The following is a 20,463-nucleotide window of genomic DNA, read 5'->3' as shown; positions in this document are numbered from 1 at the left end:
GGGCCCGATGAGCACATTCGGGTGACTATTCGGCGGCGGTCGCCGACCGGTCCGTGTCGTGCACCGTCACGTCGTGATCGGGCACGGCCTCCCCGGCCCGGATCAGGTCGATCCGGCCCATCACCTTGGAGCGCAGGTCGGTCGGGACCTCGTCCTGTCCGCAGCAGCGCTTGACCAGCTTCTTCACGGCCTGTTCGAGGCCGTACTTCTCCAGGCACGGGGAGCACTCCTCGAAGTGCACCTCGAACTTGGTGCACTCGCCCTCGGGCATCTCCCGGTCGAGAAACTCGTAGAGATGGTCGAGGACCTCCGAGCAATCCGTCTCGTGCGGCTCTCCGCAGCTCATGAGGCCGAGCCCTTCCGATCGTCCGAGTCACCGGCACCGGCCGCGACGAGCCCGCGCTCACGGGCGTAGTCCTCCAGCATGCCGCGCAACTGGCGGCGGCCGCGGTGCAGCCGGGACATCACCGTACCGATGGGAGTCCCCATGATGTCCGCGATCTCCTTGTAGGCAAAGCCCTCGACATCGGCGAGATACACGGCGATACGGAACTCCTCGGGAATCGCCTGGAGCGCCGACTTCACGTCGGAGTCCGGGAGATGGTCGAGCGCCTGGGACTCCGCCGAGCGCAGACCGGTCGACATGTGCGACTCGGCCCGGGCCAGCTGCCAGTCCTCGATCTCCTCGGCGGCGCTGCGCTGGGGCTCCCGCTGCTTCTTGCGGTACGAGTTGATGAAGGTGTTGGTGAGAATGCGGTACATCCACGCCTTGAGGTTGGTGCCCTCACGGAACTGGTGGAAGGAGCCGTACGCCTTGGCGTAGGTCTCCTGGACCAGGTCCTCGGCATCGGCGGGGTTGCGCGTCATGCGCAGCGCGGCCGAGTACATCTGGTCGAGAAAGCCGAGGGCGTCGCGCTCGAAGCGCGCGTTGCGCTCGGCTGACGTCTCCGGTGCACGGCCGTCGTCGGTCCCTGTGTCGGTCCCAGTGACCGGACCCACCTCCTCCAACGATGTGGCGGAGCCGAAACCGGACCCGCTCGCCTCGGAGAATAGTCGACCTTGCTTCGACACGGCCTGTCGATTTCCTCCGCCCAGGGGCCGCTCGGGGGTGGTCCTCGCAGCAGGCAGCACGCTCCACTCCAGGTCAGCGGCGTTCGAGCGGCTGGGGCAGATGGTCGAACCCATGCGACGGACTCCCTCTCCACGTACGACGATGTTGTACCGACGTCCCGAACAACAGCGCCCTCGCGCGGAGCATTCCCGGGGCCTGTGCCACGCGCGAGAGGCCCGGGCCACCCATGTCATCCGAGTGACGCGAGCCACCCGGCGACCGCGTCGGTGAGGAGGCCCATCGTCTGCTCCTCGGTCGTCCCGGACCTCTTCGGCACCGCGAACCCGTGGTCGCCGTGGGGCACTTCGGTCAGCTCGTACGGGCCGGGCGGGAACTCCTCGGGCCGGCCGAACGGGTCGTTGCCGCCCTGCACGACCAGGGTGGGCACGCCCGCGCCGAGGAGTTCGTCCGCCCGGGACTTCTCGGGCTTGCCGGGCGGGTGCAGCGGGAAGCTGAGCGCGAGGACGGCCGCCGCGCCCAGTTCGGTCGCCGTCCGGCAGGCGACCCGGGCCCCGGCGCTGCGGCCTCCGGCGACGACGGGGAGCCCGGGAGCGGCCAGGGCGGGCCACAGACCGCGCCAGCCGGTGTCCAGGGTCTTCGGGGCGGGGGCCACCTTCTTGCCGGCCACCCGCCAGGGCTGCTCCACCAGGGCGACGGTGACACCGTGCCCGGGCAGGACGGCGGCCAGGGCCTTGAGGTCGCGGGCCTCGATACCGCCGCCCGCGCCGTGGCTCACAGCCAGCACGAGGCGGGGTGCGGACGCGGGGACCCAGGTGATCCTGGCCTCACCGGCGTCGGTGGTGACGTTCTGCGTACTGCGTTGACGGCTCACCGGGCCATCCTCCCCCGAGGCCCGTTCAGAACAGCGTGGACTCCTCCGGCGCGGCCAGCTCCTCCAGCAGTTCGGGGCCGTTGTTGCGGACGTTGCTGACGGCGGTGGCGACCGGGTAGGCGCGCATCAGCCCGCCGGGCGGCGGCTCCAGGAGCGCGCGCAGCTCGTCGAGGCCCGTGTGCGTGGGGTCCAGCCAGGTGTCCCAGCGGTCGGGCGTGAGCATCAGCGGCATCCGGGGGTGGATGTCGGCGAGGGTGCCGGGCCCCTCGGCGGGGGCGACGGCCAGCGGGGTGGTCTCGGCCTCGGTGGTGATCACCGAGCAGGTCACCCACCAGGCGTTCTCGTGGTCGCCGGGCAGCGTCGCGTCGCGCCAGAACTCGTACAGCCCGGCCATCGCGAAGACCGACCCGTCGGCGGGGGTCACGAAGTACGGCTGCTTCCGGGCCCGCTTCTTGCCCTTCTTCTCCTCCAGCTGCCGTTCCTCCGAGCCGGTGACCCACTCGTAGTAGCCGTCGGCGGGCAGGATGCAGCGGCGCTGCGCGAAGGCGCGCCGGAAGGAGGGCTTCTCGTGCACGGTCTCCGCGCGGGCGTTGATCATCCGGGCGGCGCCCTCGGGGCTCTTCGACCAGGACGGCACGAGTCCCCATCTCAGGGCGCGCAGCTGGCGAACCGGACGCTGGTCGTCGGCGTCCTTAACAGGACGCTCCAGAACCGCGTAGACCTCTTTGGTCGGCGCCACGTTCCAGTCCGGCTCCAGGGTCTCGGTGGGTTCCCACTTCTCGACACCGAAGAGCCCGGTCAGGTCCTCGGGTGCCCGACTGGCTGCAAACCGTCCGCACATGGATGCCAGACTGCCACGACCGCCCACCCCCACCGCAAGGAGTCGCCCGCCGATGAACAGCACCGAACTGGGCGATCTGTGGGATCGCGTCACCGGAACCCAGTCCGCTCCCGAGCAGTGGCTGGTGGTGGTGACGGCCGCGCTGGCGCTCATCGCCGTCGTGCCGAACCCGATATGGCGGCTGGCGCGCAACACCATCACCATCGCCCACGAGGGCGGCCACGGGCTGGTGGCCCTGCTCACCGGGCGGCAGCTCTCCGGCATCCGGCTGCACTCGGACACCAGCGGACTGACAGTGAGCCGCGGCAAGCCGACCGGGATCGGCATGATTCTCACGGCGGCGGCCGGCTACACGGCCCCCTCGCTGCTGGGCCTCGGCGGCGCCTGGCTGCTGACGAACGGCAGGATCACCCTGCTGCTGTGGGTGGCGACGGCGCTGCTCGCGGTGATGCTGGTGATGATCCGCAATGTGTACGGGGCCCTCACCGTCATCCTGACCGGCACGGCCTTCCTGCTGGTGTCCTGGCTGGCCTCCTCGGACGTCCAGTCGGCGTTCGCGTACGCGGTGGTGTGGTTCCTGCTGCTGGGCGGGGTGCGGCCGCCGTTCGAGCTCCAGTCCAAGCGGCGCCACGGAGGCGCCCCGGACTCCGACGCGGACCAGCTGGCCCGGCTGACCCACGCCCCGGCAGTGCTGTGGCTGTTCCTCTTCCACGCGGTGTCGCTGTGCTCGCTGATCGGCGGCGGGCGGTGGCTGCTGGGGTGGTGAGGGCGCGCCGGGGCCCCGGCGCGCCCTCCGGCCCGTACCACTCTCTCGTTACGAGCTGGTTTCCGCCCTTCTGGGCAGGATCGGGGTCGGCGCGGAACCACTAAAGTGATGGCCATGACCGAGAGTTCCGTGCACCCCGCCCTCTGGCCCGCCCCCCACGCGAGCGGCGCCGTCGACGCGACCGTCACCGTGCCCGGATCCAAATCGGTCACCAACCGCGCGCTCGTGCTGGCCTCGCTGGCCGCCGAGCCGGGCTGGCTGCGCCGCCCGCTGCGCTCCCGCGACACCCTGCTGATGGCCGACGCGCTGCGCGCGATGGGCGTCGGCATCGAGGAGACCGTCTCCTCCTCGTCCGCGACCAGCCCGTCCGCCGCGGCCTCCCCGGACAGCTCCGGCGAGGCCTGGCGGGTCATTCCGGCGGGGCTCCACGGCCCGGCCACGGTCGACGTCGGCAACGCGGGCACGGTCATGCGCTTCCTGCCGCCCGTCGCCACGCTCGCCGACGGCCCGGTCCGCTTCGACGGCGACCCCCGGTCCTACGAGCGCCCGCTGACCGGCGTGATCGAGGGACTGCGGGCGCTCGGCGCGCGGATCGACGACGACGGGCGCGGGGCGCTGCCGCTGACCGTGCACGGCGGCGGGGCGCTGGAGGGCGGCCCGGTGTCGATCGACGCCTCGTCCTCCTCGCAGTTCGTCTCGGCGCTGCTGCTGTCGGGGCCGCGTTTCAACCAGGGGGTGGAGGTCCGGCACACCGGATCCACGCTCCCCTCGATGCCGCACATCCGGATGACCGTCGACATGCTGCGGGCCGTCGGCGCCCAGGTGGACGAGCCGGAGACGGGCGGCGAGCGAGACGTGTGGCGGGTCTCCCCCTCCGCCCTGCTCGGCCGGGACCTGACGATCGAGCCGGACCTGTCCAACGCCCAGCCGTTCCTGGCCGCGGCCCTGGTGACCGGCGGCCGGGTCACGATCCCCGACTGGCCCGAGCGCACCACCCAGCCGGGTGACGCGCTGCGGGAGATCTTCACCGCGATGGGCGGCAGCTGCGAGCTGACCGAGCGCGGGCTGACCTTCACCGGTACGGGCCGTGTTCACGGCATCGACGTGGACCTCGGCGAGGTCGGCGAGCTGACCCCGGGCATCGCGGCGGTCGCGGCGCTGGCCGACTCCCCCTCCACGCTGAGCGGCGTCGCCCATCTGCGGCTGCACGAGACGGACCGGCTGGCCGCGCTCACCAAGGAGATCAACGAGCTGGGCGGTGATGTCACCGAGACGGCCGACGGGCTGCACATCCGCCCGCGCCCGCTGCACGGCGGTGTCTTCCACACGTACGACGACCACCGCATGGCCACCGCCGGGGCGATCATCGGCCTGGCGGTGAAGGGCGTGGAGATCGAGAACGTGGGCACGACCGCCAAGACCCTGCCGGACTTCCCGGACATGTGGACCGGGATGCTCGGGGCCTAGAAGATGCGCCGTTACGGGAAGAACCCCGACGAGGACGACATCCGCGTCCGCCCCAACCGCAAGGGCAACCGGCCGCGTACGCACATCCGGCCCAAGCACGAGGACGCCGAGGACGGCATGGTCCTCACCGTCGACCGGGGCCGGCTCACCTGCCTGGTCGAGGGCCGGACCGTGGTGGCGATGAAGGCCCGTGAGCTGGGGCGCAAGGCCGCCGTGGTGGGCGACACCGTCTCCATCGTCGGCGACCTCTCCGGCGAGAAGGACACCCTGGCCCGGATCGTGCGCATCTCCCCGCGCCGTACGGTGCTGCGCCGCACGGCGGACGACGACGATCCGTACGAGCGCGTGGTCGTCGCCAACGCGGACCAGTTGGCGATCGTCACCGCGCTGGCCGACCCCGAACCCCGACCGCGCATGATCGACCGCTGTCTGGTGGCGGCGTACGACGGAGGGCTCACCCCGCTCCTGGTGCTGACCAAGTCCGACCTCGCGTCGCCGGACAAGCTGCTGGAGGCGTACACGCCGCTCGGTGTCCCGTACATCGTGACCAGCCGTGAGGAGCTGGAGAGCGGGGACGCGGCGGCCCAGGTGCGCGAGTTCCTGAACGACCGCGTCACCGCCTTCGTCGGGCACTCCGGGGTCGGCAAGACGACGCTGGTCAACGCCCTGGTGCCGAAGGACCGGCGGCGGACCACGGGCATCGTCAACGCGGTCACCGGCCGAGGGCGGCACACCACCACCTCGGCCCTCGCGCTGCCGCTGCCCGGCGACCGCGGCTGGGTCGTCGACACCCCGGGCGTCCGGTCCTTCGGACTGCACCACGTCGACCCGTCGCGCGTCATCAACGCCTTCCCCGACCTGCAGCCGGGCACCGAGAACTGCCCGCGCGGCTGCACCCACGACGAGAACCAGCCCGAATGCGCGCTGGACGCCTGGGTGGCCGAGGGGCACGCCGACCCGGCTCGGCTGGACTCCCTGCGCAGGCTGCTCGCGACCCGGGAACGGCGCGAGGGCGACTGACGGCCACATGCGGCCGGAATCAGCCCTGGCCATGCGGACAAGTTTGCCGCCTTCAACCACTGGTGAAGGCATAATCACACCGAGTGGGACGTAGCCGTCACCTACGCGGGAGGCAACTGACGATGGCGTGGCTGCTGGTCGTGGTCGCAGGACTGCTGGAGACCGGCTTCGCCGTGTGTCTGAAGCTCTCCCACGGATTCACCCGGCTCTGGCCGACGATCGCGTTCGCCGCGTTCGCGCTCGGCAGTTTCGGTCTGCTGACCCTGGCTCTGCGGAAGCTGGACGTCGGTCCGGCGTACGCGGTGTGGACCGGGATCGGGGCGGCCGGGACCGCGATCTACGGCATGGTCTTCCTCGGTGACGTGGTCTCCACGCTGAAGCTGGTGTCGATCTCACTGGTGATCATCGGTGTGATCGGCCTCCAGCTGTCCGGCTCCGCCCACTGAGACCGCCCGCCCGCCTGCCCCGCCCCCGGCCGGCCCTCCACCCCCCGGGCGGGACGCCGGCCGGGCCGCCTCCCGGACGAGGCGGAGCGCGCGCGGCTGTCCGCGGCGTCGTCGCCCGGCACCGGGACGATCACACAGGACAGCGCGAGGCGTAACGCGATCTCGCAGCGCCCGGCGGCCTCGGGCGACGCGGCCGCAAGCCGTTCCCGGACCAGCGCGAACAGCTCCCCGGGGGCCGGCGGCGGTCTCCCACCCGTACGCCCCTGGGAGCCCGGCCGACGGTCCGGACGGGGCAGCCCCTCGGCCCAGTGCCCGGTGAGCAGCGCCTTGACCAGCGCGTCCTGGCGGGCGGCCCGTACCGTCCACAGCGCGACGGCGGCCGGTCGGTCGGGCGCGGGGGCGGTCAGGGCGCGGTCCACCCCGGCGAGATAGCCGTCGGCGGCCCGGTGCAGCAGGGCCCCGGCCAGTCCGCCCTTGCTGCCGAACTCGTTGTAGAGGGTCTGTCGCGAGACGCACGCCAGCGCGGCGACGTCGACCATGCGCACGGCGCGCCAGGGCCGGTCGGCCAGCGCCCGGAGGGCGGCGTCCAGCAGTGCCTGCCGCGCTGTCGGCATCGTCGCCTCCCCCGCCCCGGGACCTGCGGTTCAGAGTTGACGCGCTCCCAGCGGCTGTCAAGGGCCCCGGGCGGCGGCGGGGGCGCTGTAGCCCGCGCCCGGCGGCGCTGGATACTGTGACGGCATGCCCGACTACCACGATGATCTGCGCCTCGCCCACGTGCTGGCGGACGCAGCCGACGCCGCGACGATGGACCGGTTCAAGGCCCTCGACCTGAAGGTGGAGACCAAGCCGGACATGACGCCGGTGAGCGAGGCCGACAAGGCCGCCGAGGAGCTGATCCGCGGCCACCTGCAGCGGGCCCGCCCGAGGGACGCGATCCTGGGCGAGGAGTACGGGGTCGAGGGCAGCGGACCGCGGCGCTGGGTGATCGACCCGATCGACGGCACCAAGAACTACGTGCGCGGCGTGCCGGTGTGGGCGACGCTGATCTCGCTGATGGTGGCGGACGGAGGAGGCACCTCGCGTTCGAGCGAAGACGAGAGTGGGGGAGGCTTCCAGCCGGTGATGGGCGTGGTCTCCGCGCCCGCGCTGAACCGGCGCTGGTGGGCGGCGAAGGGCGCGGGCGCGTTCACCGGCCGCAGCCTCACCTCCGCGACCAGGATGCAGGTGTCGCAGGTGGAGCGGATCGCCGACGCCTCGTTCGCCTTCTCCTCATTGTCCGGCTGGGAGGCGCAGGGCCGTCTGGACGGCCTCCTGGACCTCACCCGGGCCTGCTGGCGGACGCGGGGATACGGCGACTTCTGGCCGTACATGATGGTCGCGGAGGGTTCCGTGGACATCTGCGCGGAGCGAGGGTCGCCCCGATACCGGATGTACCGGGGTGATCCCGACAACGCGGCGAGCGTGCGTGCCAGGCGTCGCCGAGCAGGCGGGACTTTCGAAACACGCCCCAGGGCGTGTGTCACGGGGCGCCGGGGGGTGCGGCACATGCGTGCGCACTCCCCCGGTTCGCACCGATCCACCCCTTGTCGACCCGCCTCAAGGGTGCAACTCTGAGAGTCCCCCCACTTGTGAACTTGTGAATCGACTCACAGAGTCGGCTCACCGAGGAGGTGGCTCGTTTCATGCTCGTCCGTGACGCCATGAGCACGGTGGTCCTCACCATCGGCCCCACCCATACGCTCCGCCAGGCGGCCCGGCTGATGTCGGCCCGTCGCATCGGGGCAGCTGTCGTCCACGACCCGGACACCTGCGGGCTCGGCATCATCACCGAGCGCGACATCCTCGACGCGATCGGATCGGGGATGGACCCCGACCGGGAGACCGCGTCCGCCCACACCACCACCGACGTGGTGTTCGCCGCCCCGGCCTGGACCCTGGAGGAGGCCGCGGAAGCCATGACGCACGGCGGGTTCCGGCATCTGATCGTGCTCGACGGCGACGGCCCGGTGGGCATCGTGTCGGTGCGCGACATCATCCGTTGCTGGGCGCCCGCGCGCCGTACGGCCGCGGCCACCGGCTGACACCGGCCGACGACAGGCGTCCGGTCAGCCGCGAAGGGCCTGGACCGCGGCTTCCAGCCGCTTGCCGAAGTCGCCGTCCGCCTGGCGGAAGTTGTTGATCGCGCGCTCGGCGATGTCGTCGCGCGAGACCTTGGCGATGAACCCGGCGAGGTTCTCGACCAGCCGGACCTTCTCGTCCTCGGAGAAGAGCCGGTAGAGGTCGCCGGCCTGGACGAAGTCGTTGTCCTCGGCGTGGCTGGGGGCCTCGGTGTTACCGGTGGTGCCGGTGAGCGGGAGCGGCTGCCACAGCGGCCGGTCGGTCTGGAACGGGCCGCCGAAGCTGTTCGGCTCGTAGTTCTTGGCGCCCTTGTGACGGCCGTCGTAGAGGAAGCCGTCCCTGCTGTTGGTCCGCGCCTCGGTGGCGTGCGGGCGGTTCACCGGCAGGTGGTCGGCGTTGATGCCGACGCGGTAGCGGTGGGCGTCGCCGTACGCGAAGAGGCGGCCCTGGAGCATCTTGTCCGGGGACGGGCCGATGCCCGGCACGAAGTGCGCGGGGCTGAAGATCGACTGCTCGACCTCGGCGAAGATGTTCTCCGGGTTGCGGTTAAGCTCCAGCTCGCCGATCTCGATCGGCGGGTAGTCCGCGTGCGGCCACACCTTGGTGAGGTCGAACGGGTTGAAGCGGTACGTGGCCGCGTCGGCCGCGGGCATGATCTGGACCTGCACCGTCCAGGACGGGAAGTCACCGCGCTCGATCGCCTCGCGCAGATCGCGCTGGTGGCTGTCGGGGTCCTCGCCGGCGAGCTTGTTGGCCTCGTCCTGGGTGAGGTTCTTGATGCCCTGGTCGGTCTTGAAGTGGTACTTGACCCAGAAGACCTCGCCGGCCTCGTTGTTCCACTGGTAGGTGTGCGAGCCGTACCCGTTCATGTGGCGCAGCGTGGCCGGGATGCCGCGGTCGCCGAAGAGCCAGGTCACCTGGTGCGTCGACTCCGGCGACAGCCCCCAGAAGTCCCAGACGTTGTCCGCCTCCTGCGAGCCGGTGTACGGGTCGCGCTTCTGGGTGTGGATGAAGTCGGGGAACTTGATGGCGTCCTTGATGAAGAACACCGGGGTGTTGTTGCCGACGAGATCGTAGTTGCCCTCTTCGGTGTAGAACTTCAGCGCGAAGCCGCGGGGGTCGCGGACGGCGTCGGCGGAGCCGAGGTTGCCCGCGACGGTGGAGAAGCGCAGGAAGGTCTCGGTCTGCTTGCCGACCTCGGAGAGGAACTTCGCCCGGGTCCACCGCGAGACGTCCTGGGTCAGCGTGAACGTGCCGTACGCACCGGCGCCGCGGGCGTGCACGATGCGCTCCGGAATGCGCTCACGGTTGAAGTGGGCGAGCTTCTCCAGCAGCGCCTGGTCCTGGACGAGAACCGGACCGCCGACGCCCGCGGTCTCGCTGTTCTGGTTGTCCGCGACCGGAGCTCCGGCCTCCGTGGTGAGCGGTCCCTGCGTCACGTGCGCCTCCTGCGTCATGTCCTGCACTTCGGTGATCGGCCGGCCTCGTTCGCCGGGCCGATGTTCCGCACAGCCTGTCCCTTGGCGTATGCCGAACTCGATCCTACAATGGACAATGTCTAAGTCAAGCGAACATCCAAAGTCACACTCGATCGGGACTCGATCCCGCCACTGTTAGGCTGACCCCATGAGCGACCTGCTGGAACGACTTCGTGGACGCGGCTGGCGCATGACGGCGCAGCGGCGTGTCGTGGCCGAGGTCCTCGACGGGGACCACGTGCACCTGACGGCGGACGAGGTCCACGCGAGGGCCGTTTCCCGGCTCCCCGAGATCTCGCGCGCCACCGTCTACAACACCCTCGGGGAGATGGTGTCCCTCGGCGAGGTGCTGGAGGTCTCCACCGACCGCCGGGCCAAGCGCTACGACCCGAACGCACACCGCCCGCACCACCACCTGGTGTGTGCGCGGTGCGGCGCCATCAGGGACGTCCACCCCGCGGGCAACCCACTGGCGGACCTGCCCGCGGGCGAGCGCTACGGCTTCACGGTCTCCGGCGTCGAGGTGACGTACCGCGGCATCTGTCCGAACTGCGCCGCCTGAGCCGAACCCGAAGCCCGGCCCGTCCGTTCGACGGGCGGGCCGGGCTTCTACGGTCGCCGGACATGACGAAGGCCCGGATCTCGATGAGATCCGGGCCTTCGTCCTTCAGTAGCGGGGACAGGATTTGAACCTGCGACCTCTGGGTTATGAGCCCAGCGAGCTACCGAGCTGCTCCACCCCGCGTCGGTGAATGCAACGTTACGCCAGCAGGTCGAACGGCGCAAATTCATTCACACCGGCCCCGGGCACGGCCCGCGCGGGCCGTGCAGCGTTGCCGTGCGGCGCTAAGCGGTCAGCTCCTGGTGCAGCGCCTCGCGCAGCCGCGCGGCCCGCTCGGCCACCTCGGCCGGGCCCAGCTCCACCGCCCGCGCGCACCAGCGCTGCCCCTCGGTCAGCTCGCCCCGCCGGGCGGCGAGGAGCGCCAGGCGCAGCGCGGCACGGCCGTGTCCGGCGCCGGCGGCACGGCTCCACCACAGGGCAGCCTCCCGCTCACTGCCCTCACGGGCCAGCAGCAGCCCGAGGTTGAAGGCCCCGTTGCGGCTGCCCGCCTCGGCCGCCTCCCGGTACCAGTGGGCGGCGCTCTCCACGTCCCCACGGGCGGCGGCGAGCATGCCGACCCGGACCTGGGCGCGGCGGTGGCCCTGCTGAGCGGCCCGCTCGTACCACTCCTCGCACTCGGTCTTCTCCGGCATCGGCTCGCCCAGCGCGGGCGGACCCGGCGGCGGCTGGCGCGCGTCCAGCACCCCGGCCAGCCGGAACGCGGCCTCGGCGCTGCCACCGCCCGCCGCACAGCGCAGGTGTCGCTCGGCCTCCCGGTCGTCGCCGTCGCGCAGCAGGGCCATGCCGACCTGGAGCGCCGCGTCCGTGTGCCCGGCCGCCGCGGCACGCTCGTACCAGCCCAGCGCCGTACGGTCCTCGTCGCGCCCGGCGTGCAGGATGCCGAGGTTGAAGGCCGCGTCGACGCTGCCCGCCTCGGCCGCCTTGGAGAACCAGGGCTCGGCCCCGGTGTGGTCGCCCGCCTGGAGGAGCAGCACCGCGAGCGCGTTGGCGGCCTCGCGGTGTCCGGCGTACGCGGCGCGGCGGTACCACTGCTCGGCCTGCGGGGTGCGGTCCTGGGCGGCGCAGAGCAGCCCGAGGTTGTACGCCCCGTTGACGTCACCGGCGTCCATGGCGGCCCGGTACCAGCGCTCGGCGGTCTGCTGCTCACCGCGTGCGGCGTGCAGCGCGCCGAGCGCGTTGGCGGCGTTGCCGTCGCCGTCCTGGGCGGCGCGCAGCCACCACACGGCGGCGCTCTCCTCGTCGCCGGCGTCACGCAGCAGGAAGCCCAGCGCGCAGGCGGCGCGCGGCTCGCCGTCCTTGGCGGAGTTGAGGTACCAGCGCCCGGCCTCCTTGAGCTCGCCGCGCTGCTCCAGGATCGCGCCGAGGTGCAGGGCGGCACGCCGGTGGCCCCGGGCGGCGGCCTGGCGGTACCACTGCTCGGCCTCGCCGACCCGGCCGGCGGTGGGGCCCGCCACGGGGCTGTCGCCGTCGGCCGCGCTCCTGGCAGCCACGCCCCTGGCACTCGCGCTCCTGGCGGCCGCCGAGTCCGTCGCCAGCAGGCCCGGGACGGCGGGCGCGGACGGGCCGCCGGGCAGCCCCAGGCCCGACCCGGTCCGCCCGGATACGGTGCCCCGGCCCAGGCCGAAGGCGTCGTGCGGGTCCTCGACGGCCTTCCGCTCCAGGGCGCGGGCCAGCCGGTAGGCGGCCTCGCGGTGCCCCTGCTCGGCGGCGGCGCGCAGCCAGCGCTCGGCGCCGACGTCGCTGCGGTGCTCCAGGAGGTCGGCCAGCGCGTACGCGCCCAGCGCGTGGCCCTGCTCGGCGGACTGGCGCAGCCAGTACTCCGCGCCGGGCTCGTCGCCGCGCTCGCGGAAGTGCCGGCCGAGCGCGTGCGCGGCGGCGGCGGAGCCGGCCACGGCGGCGATGCGCCACCAGCCCGCGGCCTCGTCCGGGTAGCCGCGCTGGTGCAGCAGGACGCCCAGGTTGTTCGCGGCGGCCCGGTCCCCGTCGGCGGTGGCGGCGCGCAGATACCGCTCGGCACTGTCCAGCTCGCCCCGGCGCAGCAGCAGCGCACCCAGGACGCTCATGGACGCGGTGTCCCCCGCGTCGGCGGCGCGCCGGTGGCGCGCCTCGCTCTCGGCGCTGTCCGCGGCGTCGACCGCGTCCGTGGTGTCCTCGCCGGACGGGCTCGCGGCGGCGGCCGGGTCAGTGGCGCCGGTCCGCTGGACCGGTGCGCCCGCCCCTGCGATGGCAGCAACGAAAGCCGCGTCTACCGCGCTTTCAGCATCTTGGCCGCGCTGCTGCACAAACCGCCCTGTCTCCAACAGAGTTGCCCTGTCCCCCATAAATACCATCGTCGCACCACCTGTAACCCGCGTACACCTGGTATATCGCGGCCAGTGAGGTCACTACAGCGTTTTGTCGACATGCCCACAGGGAGACAAGTCAAACACGTCCGGAAGCAACTGCTGCCCAGCGAAACGCACTTCACGCCCACAGCCTGGGATCGACACGGCCTCACGCACTACGGACATGACGAAGGCCCGGATCCCTTGGGATCCGGGCCTTGGCCTTTTGGTAGCGGGGACAGGATTTGAACCTGCGACCTCTGGGTTATGAGCCCAGCGAGCTACCGAGCTGCTCCACCCCGCGTCGTTGTGTTCAAACCGTACCACGACGCGGGGTGGACTTTTCTCAGCTGCCCTGGTCGGAGCCCTTGTCGGCTCCGTCGGCCGCATCGGGCTTCCTCGCCGGATCCGACTTGTCCGCGTCCGCCGGCTCGACCGCGCTCGCGGGCTCGGCCGAGCTGTCCGGCTTGGCATCACCCGCCGGCTTCTCGGCGTTGTCGGCCTTGTCCCCCTCGCTGCCCGCCTTGGGCTGCGCGGCGGCGGCTCGTTCAAGCGCCTCCTGGAGAGCCTCCTGGGCCTTGCCGTAAGCCGGCCAGTCCTGCTCCTTCAGCGCCTTCTCACCGTCGGAGTACGCCTTCTGGGCGTCCGCGATGGCCTTCTTGAGCGCGGCGCTGCCGGTGGCCGGGGGCTCATCGGTCTCGCCCGGCGGATCATCGGACTCCGGCGGTGTCGTGGTCCCGTCGTCCTCGGCCCCGAAGACGGCGTTGAGCGCGTCCGCGAGGTTGTTCTCGAAGACGATCTTCGAACCGTACGAGGCGGCCACCTTGCGCAGCAGCGGGTAGTTCTGGTTGCCACCGCGCGTGTAGACCGGCTCGATGTAGAGGAACCCGCCCTCCAGCGGAACCGTCAGGAGGTTGCCGTACTCGATGTCCGAGTCGGTGCCCTTGAGGTTCCTCACGAACTCGGCGACGTCGTCGTTGCCGTTGAGCTCACTCTGCACCTGGCCCGGGCCCTTCACCGTGGAGGTGACCCGCAGCAGCCGCATCGTGCCGTAGTCCTTGCTGGCCGCGTCCGCGTTCACCGCCATGAAGGCCCCCAGGTTGGGGCGCCCTCTGGGAGTGAACGTGGTGGTCAGCGAGAACTGCTGCTCGTTCTGGCCCGGCATCTTCATGCTCAGGTAGTACGGCGGAACGGAGCCCGGCTCCTTGTTGGTCGGGTCGTCCGGCACCTGCCACGCGTCGGAGCCGCTGTAGAACTGCGCGGGGTCCTCGACGTGGTAGCGGGTGAGCAGCTCGCGCTGGACCTTGAAGAGGTCCTGCGGATACCGCAGGTGGTCCATGAGGTCCTGCGGGATGTCACCGCGGGGCTCGACCGTCCCCGGGAACGCCTTGCGCCAGGTCTTGAGGACCGGGTCCTCGGTGTCCCACTCGTAGAGCTTGACCTTGCCGTCGTACGCGTCGACGGTGGCCTTCACCGAGTTGCGGATGTAGTTGACCTGGTTCTGCTGGGCGACGACCGCGCGCTGGTTGGTGGTCAGCGAGTCGGCCGTGGTGTCGCCGAGCGTCGTCCGGGACGCGTACGGGTAGCCGTTGCTCGTGGTGTACGCGTCGACGATCCACTGGATCCGGCCGTCGACGACCGCCGGGTAGGCGTCGCCGTCGATGGTCAGCCAGGGGGCGACCGCCTCGACGCGCTCCTTGGGCGTGCGGTTGTACAGGATCCGCGAGCCGTCACCGATGGCTCCCGAGTACATGATCTGCGGCTCGCTGAAGGAGACCGCGTACGCGGCACGGTTGAAGGCGTTGGAGAGACTGACCCCGCTGTCGCCCTCGTAGCTCGTGGTCTTCTCGCCGTCCTCCTCGTAGTCGAGCTCCTTCTGGGGCCCGCCGACGATGGAGTACTGCTCGGTCTTCTCGCCGTAGTAGATCCGCTGCTCGTACTTCCCGAACTCACCGGTGGAGGGCAGACCCGACTCGGTGAAGTCCGGAGACCCCGTCGGGTTGGTGCCGGTGGTGGTGCCGCGGGCCGCGATGGCGCCGTAACCGTGGGTGTACGTGAAGTGGTCGTTGATCCAGTTCCGCTTGGGCAGGCCCTGGATGTTCAGCTCACGCAGGCCGATGACGGTGTCCTGCTCCTTGCCGTCCTTGCCCTTGTAGCGGTCGACGTCCAGCGTCTTGGGGAACTGGTAGTAGTTCCTCCGCTGCTGGAGCTGCTGGAAGGCCGGGGAGACGACGTTGGGGTCCATCACCCGGTAGCTGGCAGCGGTGTTTGCCGCGGCCCGCAGCTTGGTGTCGTCGTTCGTGCTCGCCTGACCGTCGTAGTCGTCCACCTTGGCGTCATCGATGTCGTACGCGTCGCGCGTGGCATTGATGTTCTTCTGGATGAACGGCGCTTCCTTGGCCTGCTCGTTCGGCTGGACCTGGAACTTCTGCACGATCGCCGGGTAGAGCCCGCCGATCAGGATCGCCGAGAGCACCATCAGGCCGAAGCCGATGACCGGCAGCTGCCAGGTGCGGCGCCACAGCGTCGCGAAGAACAGCACCGCGCAGATCGCGGCGATGCAGAACAGGATGGTCTTCGCCGGGAGATAGGCGTTGGCGTCGACGTACCGCAGACCCGTCCAGTTGTCGGTGGCCTTGAAGTCACTGGACTTCACTGCCAGCCCGTACCGGTCGAGCCAGTACGCCACGGCCTTCAGGGAGACGAAGATGCCGAGCAGCACCGAGAGGTGGCCGGTGGCCGCCCCGGTGGCGCGGGCGCCGGGGCTGGTGATGCGCAGCCCGCCGTACAGATAGTGGGTCAGCGCGGCGGCGATCAGCGCGAGCACGGTCGCCGCGAAGCCGAAGCCCAGCAGGAAGCGGTACCACGGCAGGTCGAAGGCGAAGAAGGAGACGTCCAGCTGGAACTGGGGGTCCTTCTGCCCGAACGCAACGCCGTTGACGTACATCAGCCACGTACGCCACTGGCCGGAGGCGGAGGCTCCGGCGATCAGCCCGACGAGCGCCGTGGCGGCGAGCAGCACCCACTTCTTGTAGGGGGCGATGCTCATGCGGTAGCGGTCCAGGCTCTGCTGTTCCAGCGACATCGCGCTCAGCGGCGGCCTGAGCCGGTGTGCGAGCCAGATGTTCACACCGATGGCGATCGCCATCAGCAGTCCGAAGACGAGGAACAGCCCGATCTTGGTCCACAGGGTGGTGGTGAAGACGGATGAATACGCGACCGACCTGTACCAGAGCCAGTCCGTCCAGAACCCGGCGAACATGACGAAGGCCATGGCGAGAACCGCCAGGACACCCAACGTCATGAGCAGGGTACGGGCGCGCCGGGACGGGCGGCCGACTCTGATCCGTGGCCCGGTCGGGCCTCCGCCGCGGTCCGGCATCTGGAAAGCCAACGTGCGCACCTCGAAGTTCGCGGTCGTGTGGACAGGCCCAGCGATCCTGGAGCCCACCTATGCAACTTACTGAAGCTTTACCTAGTTCCCGTTCCCGGGGCGGAAGGAGGCAGGATATTGCCCATGCCCAACGTTTCCCCCTCAGGACCCCCGATGGCCGCGAGTCCGCTCACCGTCGCCGTCCTCGAAATCGACGCCTATGCCTCCAACCTCGGCTGGGACCAGCCCGCCCGGCTGTTCGCCTTGGTCGACACCGCCCGGCTAAGGGTCCAGGAACCCGGTCTCGCCGCTCAGCTGGGCCTTGAGGACCCCAGCTCGTCCGTCGCCGCGCTCACCCCGATCGAGCAGGACGAACTTCCCCCGGGCACCGCGCTCGACGACTTCCTCGGCACGATCGCCTGGCCCGACGCCGTGGTCGGCTGCGCCATGACGGTGGAGCGGCTGATGCTGCCGCCGTCCGCCGAGGCCTCCGTGCCGGATGGTCTCAGCGACAAGCAGCTGACCCAGTGGGTGGCCAAGCACCCCGACCGGCAGGAGGTGCGGATGACCGTGGCGGTCCTGCGGGACGGGGCACGCGAGTCCGCCGTACGGCTGCGCGAGAAGGACTCCCCCACCGAGGTGCTGACCGGCGCCGGTCTGGTGCCCGGCCTCGCCGAGGCGCTCGCGGCGACGTTCGAGTCCTGATCCGGCCGCTGCCCGGGGCCTTCGTACGGTTCCCGGGCGGCGCGGCCGTCAGCCGGTCGAGCAGCTCGGCAGGCCGGCGGTCTTCCCCGCGCGGATCTGCTCAAGCGACTTCGTGGCGTCCTCGATGGTCCTGACCCGCACCAGCGTGAGGCCGCTGGGGGTGTCGGCCGCTGCCGACGCGCAGTTGTCGTCGGGCGTGAGGAAGTAGCGGGCACCGGCGCCGCGGGCGCCGACCAGCTTCATGTTGATGCCACCGATCGGGCCGACCTTGCCCGCGTCGTCGATGGTGCCGGTGCCGGCGACGAACTTGCCGCCGGTCAGATCGCCCCGGGTGAGCTTGTCGATGATGCCCAGGGAGAACATCAGCCCGGCGCTCGGCCCGCCGACGTCCGCGAGCTTGATGTCGATCTCGAACGGGAACGTGTGGTCCGTCCCGGCCCTGATCCCGACGATCGCCCGGTCCTTCCCCTCCTCCTCGCCACCGTCCTCGGCGGCGGGAGCCTTCACGGTCCTGATGGTGATCTTCTCGCTGCCCTCGGGGTCACGGCCGGCCTTCTCGGCCGCGGCGGCCTCCTTCGCCGGGACGATGGTGAAAGTGACGTCCTCGCCCGGCTGGTGCTTGGTGACGAGCTCCGCGACGTCGCCGGGCTCCTTCACCGCCGTGCCGTCGACGGCCTTGATCACGTCCCCCGCGTGCAGCTTGTCCTCGGAGGGGCTGCCCTTGACCACCGTGGAGACCACGACCTGCGTGGAGACCGGGATGTCCAGCTCCTTCAGGGCGGCCACCTTGGCGCTCTCCTGGGACTGGCTGAACTCCTCGGCGTTCTCCTGGGTGGACTGCTCCTCGGTCTTGCCGTCCGGGTAGAGCGTGTCGTGCGGCACCACGACGCTGTCGTGCGCCAGCCAGCCGTAGACGGCCTCGACGATGTTCATCCGGTAGTCCGCTCCGGTGACGCGGACCGTCGTCATGTTGAGATGACCGGAGGCCGGGTACGTCTTGCGACCGGAGATCTGCAGAACGGGCTCGCCACGCGCTTCACCGAGGGTGTTGACCGTCGGTCCGGGAGACATCTCCGCATACGGCACTTTGATCAGCACGCCTGCGCAGAGCAGCGCGATGAGGATGAGGGTGGAGGCGAGCATCGTCGCGGTGCGGCGTGGCATGGAACGACAGTACGGGAAGGGCCTGTCAGTGCACTGTCGGGGCCGGTTCGTACGAGGCGGCCGGAACGCGGCGGAAGGTGGTCACGCGGCGTGCGGCGGTCTCAGAGAGCCTCGGAACCGGAGTGCGATTTCTCCATCGCGTCACGGAACCTGGCGTACCCGGCGAGTTCGGTGACATCGCCGGTCGTGCGATTGCGGGCAGCCCAACTCGCCCATATCGCACCGCCGACGGCAGCGAAAAGTGGAATCAACAGCCAAGCGAGTGCCGCCATCACGACCTCCCTACCCCATGAGCGACCGGATGCCCGATCAGCAGATTAACGATCCGGAAGACCAACGCTCGTGGCGGGGGTGCCGTTACGCAAATCGGGGCTGATGCGCCCCCGTGCGGTTTGCGCTCAGCAGGCTCCGACCCACTCCTCCGTGCCGTCCGAGAAGCGCTGGTGCTTCCAGATCGGAACCTCGTGCTTGAGGTCGTCGATGAGCCTGCGGCAGGCCTCGAAGGCCTCGGCGCGGTGCGGGCAGGCGACGGCGACGACCACGGCCAGATCGCCCACCTCCAGTTCACCCACTCGGTGGACGGCCGCCAGGGCACGGACCGGGAAGTCGGCGACGACCTTCTCCGCCACCCGGCGCAGCTCGTCCCCGGCCGAAGGGTGACAGGAATAGCCGAGCGCCCCGACGTCCTGTCCGGAGTCGTGGTTGCGCACGGTGCCGACGAAGAGCGCGATGCCGCCCGCCGCGTCGTCGCCGACGGCCATGAAGACCTCGTCGACGGAGAGCGGGGTGTCCCGGATCGCCAGCAGCCGGATGGGATCCGCTGCCGCGTGCTCGCCGGGGTGGTCGTGGTTGCGTGCCATGCCCCCATCGTGCCGTACGGCACCGACATCCCGGAACTGCCTCTTCCACCGGCGGCCGGCCGGCCGGTTTGGAGCCTCCTACAGGCCCGCGGGCGCGGTGGGCGCTCAGATGCGGCGGCGGGCCTTGCGGGCGCGGCGGACCACGGCGGCGGCGCCGAGCAGGGCGACCGTGGCTCCGGCGGCTCCGGCGGCGGTGGCGTCCTTACGGCCGAGGCGGCGTCCGGCGAGCGTGTGGCGGCCCTCGACCTCTTCGAGGAGGGCGCCGAGCACTTCCTCGTTCGTCCACTTCGGCCGCCATCCCACGTCGTGCAGCCGGCTGACGCTGACCACCCAGGGGTGCATCGTGTACGCCAGGTCGCCCGCCGGGGACGGGGTGAGGCCGATCCGGTGCAGCCGGGCGGCGGCCCCGAGCGCGACGGCGGAGGGCAGCTCCATCCTGCGTACGCCGCTGAGCTCCTCGACCTCCTCCTGCTCCAGCCAGCCGTCGCAGCCGACCGCGAACTCGCCGTCGATCTTCTCAAGGGCGGCGTACTCCAGGGCCGTCACCAGGTCCTCCACATGGCAGAACTGCCAGGTGGGGCGGGATCCGGCGACGACCAGGAGGCGCGGGGACTCGAAGTAGCGGGTCAGGGCTGTGTCGGTGCCGCCGATCAGGACGGTGGGGCGCACGACGGTGACGTTGAGCCCGGGGTGGGCGCGCGGGGCCCGGCGGCCGAGCCGCTCGATCTCCAGGAGGTCGCCGACGCCGGTGGCCTCCGCGGTGGCGCGCAGCTCGGCGTCCTCGGACAGCGGCACGTCGTTGTCGGCGAGCGCCCCGTAGACCATCGCCGAGGTGCACAGCACGACCCGGTGGACCCCGACGGCGGCCGCGGCGGTGAGCACGGTCTGGGTGCCGCGTACGTTGTACGCGGTGCGGGCGGCGGGGTCGGTCTCCAGGTCGAGATCGAGGGCCAGGTGCACGACGACGTCGGCGCCGCGCAGCTTCTCGGCGATGGCCGGGTCCCGTACGTCCAGGATGTGCCAGGTCGCCTCGGACACCTCGCCACGGCGCTCGTCGATCGCGATGACCTGCTTGATCGCGTCGGATGCGGCGAGGTGGGCGGTCAGCAGTTCGCCGATGCCGGTGGCGGCACCGGTGACCGCGACGACGGGGCCCCGGTTTCTGGGGGGCCTGGGGCGTTTCTTCTCGGGCGTGCTCTCGGGTGACGGGTCGGTCAGGTTTCGCGCTGCGCGAACCTGCGGATCTGGGGAACTCACCGGGCGTCTCCAGCGGTTGTCTTCAGTGCGTACCCGAATGACGCGTACGTACCAGGTGGCGTCCATCCTGCCGCAGGCC

Annotated in this window: 19 protein-coding genes and 2 tRNA genes; 8 read left to right on the top strand and 13 right to left on the bottom strand. The window is 71.0% G+C overall.

What is annotated here, in order from left to right:
* Nucleotides 1–25 precede the first annotated feature (25 nt).
* From rsrA to IG90_RS0109670, 4 genes are all read right to left on the bottom strand, one after another.
* Nucleotides 26–346 (bottom strand): mycothiol system anti-sigma-R factor, encoded by a 321-nt coding sequence (rsrA, locus tag IG90_RS0109685; protein WP_030580561.1) that lies wholly within the window; start codon nt 344–346, stop codon nt 26–28.
* Complete coding sequence (locus tag IG90_RS0109680) at nt 343–999, bottom strand: sigma-70 family RNA polymerase sigma factor (protein ID WP_007458152.1); 657 nt, start codon at nt 997–999, stop codon at nt 343–345. Before IG90_RS0109680 ends, rsrA begins: the two co-directional genes overlap by 4 nt.
* A 302-nt stretch (nt 1,000–1,301) precedes the next feature.
* On the bottom strand, nt 1,302–1,943 hold the full coding sequence (locus IG90_RS0109675; protein WP_030580558.1) for an alpha/beta hydrolase family protein: 642 nt from the start codon (nt 1,941–1,943) through the stop codon (nt 1,302–1,304).
* A gap of 25 nt (nt 1,944–1,968) precedes the next feature.
* A complete protein-coding gene (locus tag IG90_RS0109670) occupies nt 1,969–2,784 on the bottom strand; it encodes an SOS response-associated peptidase (protein WP_030580555.1) in 816 nt (271 codons plus the stop codon).
* A gap of 52 nt (nt 2,785–2,836) precedes the next feature.
* On the opposite strand from IG90_RS0109670, the gene IG90_RS0109665 reads away from it, so the two are divergent.
* From IG90_RS0109665 to IG90_RS0109650, 4 genes are all read left to right on the top strand, one after another.
* Nucleotides 2,837–3,550 (top strand): M50 family metallopeptidase, encoded by a 714-nt coding sequence (locus IG90_RS0109665; protein WP_030580553.1) that lies wholly within the window; start codon nt 2,837–2,839, stop codon nt 3,548–3,550.
* Between the two features lie 114 nt (nt 3,551–3,664).
* Complete coding sequence (gene aroA / locus IG90_RS0109660) at nt 3,665–5,017, top strand: 3-phosphoshikimate 1-carboxyvinyltransferase (RefSeq protein WP_030580551.1); 1,353 nt, start codon at nt 3,665–3,667, stop codon at nt 5,015–5,017.
* A 3-nt stretch (nt 5,018–5,020) separates the two neighbouring features.
* Nucleotides 5,021–6,037, top strand: coding sequence for a ribosome small subunit-dependent GTPase A (rsgA, locus tag IG90_RS0109655; RefSeq protein WP_030580549.1), 1,017 nt, complete (start codon nt 5,021–5,023; stop codon nt 6,035–6,037).
* A 122-nt stretch (nt 6,038–6,159) separates the two neighbouring features.
* The gene (locus IG90_RS0109650) at nt 6,160–6,483 is read left to right on the top strand and encodes a DMT family transporter (RefSeq protein WP_030580547.1); all 324 of its coding nucleotides are present in this window, start codon (nt 6,160–6,162) and stop codon (nt 6,481–6,483) included.
* Here the strand turns inward: IG90_RS0109650 and IG90_RS0109645 are convergent.
* The gene (locus IG90_RS0109645; RefSeq protein WP_030580544.1) at nt 6,375–7,097 is read right to left on the bottom strand and encodes a TetR/AcrR family transcriptional regulator; all 723 of its coding nucleotides are present in this window, start codon (nt 7,095–7,097) and stop codon (nt 6,375–6,377) included. The genes IG90_RS0109650 and IG90_RS0109645 overlap by 109 nt on opposite strands.
* A 124-nt stretch (nt 7,098–7,221) precedes the next feature.
* On the opposite strand from IG90_RS0109645, the gene IG90_RS0109640 reads away from it, so the two are divergent.
* Both IG90_RS0109640 and IG90_RS0109635 read left to right on the top strand, forming a co-directional pair.
* Nucleotides 7,222–8,097: an inositol monophosphatase family protein gene (locus IG90_RS0109640; RefSeq protein ID WP_078841966.1), complete on the top strand. Its 876-nt coding sequence runs from the start codon at nt 7,222–7,224 to the stop codon at nt 8,095–8,097.
* A gap of 68 nt (nt 8,098–8,165) precedes the next feature.
* On the top strand, nt 8,166–8,564 hold the full coding sequence (locus tag IG90_RS0109635; protein WP_030580538.1) for a CBS domain-containing protein: 399 nt from the start codon (nt 8,166–8,168) through the stop codon (nt 8,562–8,564).
* 24 nt (nt 8,565–8,588) lie between these two features.
* Here IG90_RS0109635 and IG90_RS0109630 read toward each other — a convergent pair whose 3' ends face one another.
* Nucleotides 8,589–10,058, bottom strand: coding sequence for a catalase (locus tag IG90_RS0109630; RefSeq protein ID WP_030580535.1), 1,470 nt, complete (start codon nt 10,056–10,058; stop codon nt 8,589–8,591).
* Between the two features lie 169 nt (nt 10,059–10,227).
* On the opposite strand from IG90_RS0109630, the gene IG90_RS0109625 reads away from it, so the two are divergent.
* Nucleotides 10,228–10,641, top strand: coding sequence for a Fur family transcriptional regulator (locus IG90_RS0109625; protein ID WP_030580532.1), 414 nt, complete (start codon nt 10,228–10,230; stop codon nt 10,639–10,641).
* Nucleotides 10,642–10,750: 109 nt separating this feature from the next.
* Here IG90_RS0109625 and IG90_RS0109620 read toward each other — a convergent pair.
* The 4 genes from IG90_RS0109620 to IG90_RS0109605 form a co-directional block, all read right to left on the bottom strand.
* A tRNA-Met gene (locus IG90_RS0109620) sits at nt 10,751–10,824 on the bottom strand.
* A gap of 101 nt (nt 10,825–10,925) precedes the next feature.
* Complete coding sequence (locus IG90_RS0109615; protein WP_030580529.1) at nt 10,926–13,031, bottom strand: tetratricopeptide repeat protein; 2,106 nt, start codon at nt 13,029–13,031, stop codon at nt 10,926–10,928.
* Between the two features lie 221 nt (nt 13,032–13,252).
* A tRNA-Met gene (locus IG90_RS0109610) sits at nt 13,253–13,329 on the bottom strand.
* A gap of 42 nt (nt 13,330–13,371) precedes the next feature.
* Nucleotides 13,372–16,407, bottom strand: a complete 3,036-nt coding sequence (locus IG90_RS0109605; RefSeq protein ID WP_030580526.1) for a UPF0182 family protein — start codon at nt 16,405–16,407, stop codon at nt 13,372–13,374.
* Between the two features lie 135 nt (nt 16,408–16,542).
* Here IG90_RS0109605 and IG90_RS0109600 point away from each other — a divergent pair, with 135 nt between their 5' ends.
* A complete protein-coding gene (locus IG90_RS0109600) occupies nt 16,543–17,103 on the top strand; it encodes a PPA1309 family protein (protein ID WP_233435969.1) in 561 nt (186 codons plus the stop codon).
* 48 nt (nt 17,104–17,151) lie between these two features.
* Here IG90_RS0109600 and IG90_RS0109595 read toward each other — a convergent pair whose 3' ends face one another.
* The 3 genes from IG90_RS0109595 to IG90_RS0109585 form a co-directional block, all read right to left on the bottom strand.
* Entirely contained in the window at nt 17,152–18,267 is a 1,116-nt protein-coding gene (locus tag IG90_RS0109595) for a YlbL family protein (protein WP_030580520.1), read from the bottom strand.
* Between the two features lie 398 nt (nt 18,268–18,665).
* Nucleotides 18,666–19,127 (bottom strand): molybdenum cofactor biosynthesis protein MoaE, encoded by a 462-nt coding sequence (locus tag IG90_RS0109590; RefSeq protein WP_030580517.1) that lies wholly within the window; start codon nt 19,125–19,127, stop codon nt 18,666–18,668.
* 105 nt (nt 19,128–19,232) lie between these two features.
* Nucleotides 19,233–20,384, bottom strand: coding sequence for an SDR family oxidoreductase (locus IG90_RS0109585; protein ID WP_030580514.1), 1,152 nt, complete (start codon nt 20,382–20,384; stop codon nt 19,233–19,235).
* Nucleotides 20,385–20,463 lie beyond the last annotated feature (79 nt).

Origin of the sequence: Streptomyces anulatus (assembly GCF_000721175.1) — a bacterium.
Lineage (GTDB): Bacteria > Actinomycetota > Actinomycetes > Streptomycetales > Streptomycetaceae > Streptomyces > Streptomyces anulatus_C.
Note: the sequence above shows the minus strand (reverse complement) of the source record. Positions and strands in the feature narration are given on the sequence as shown.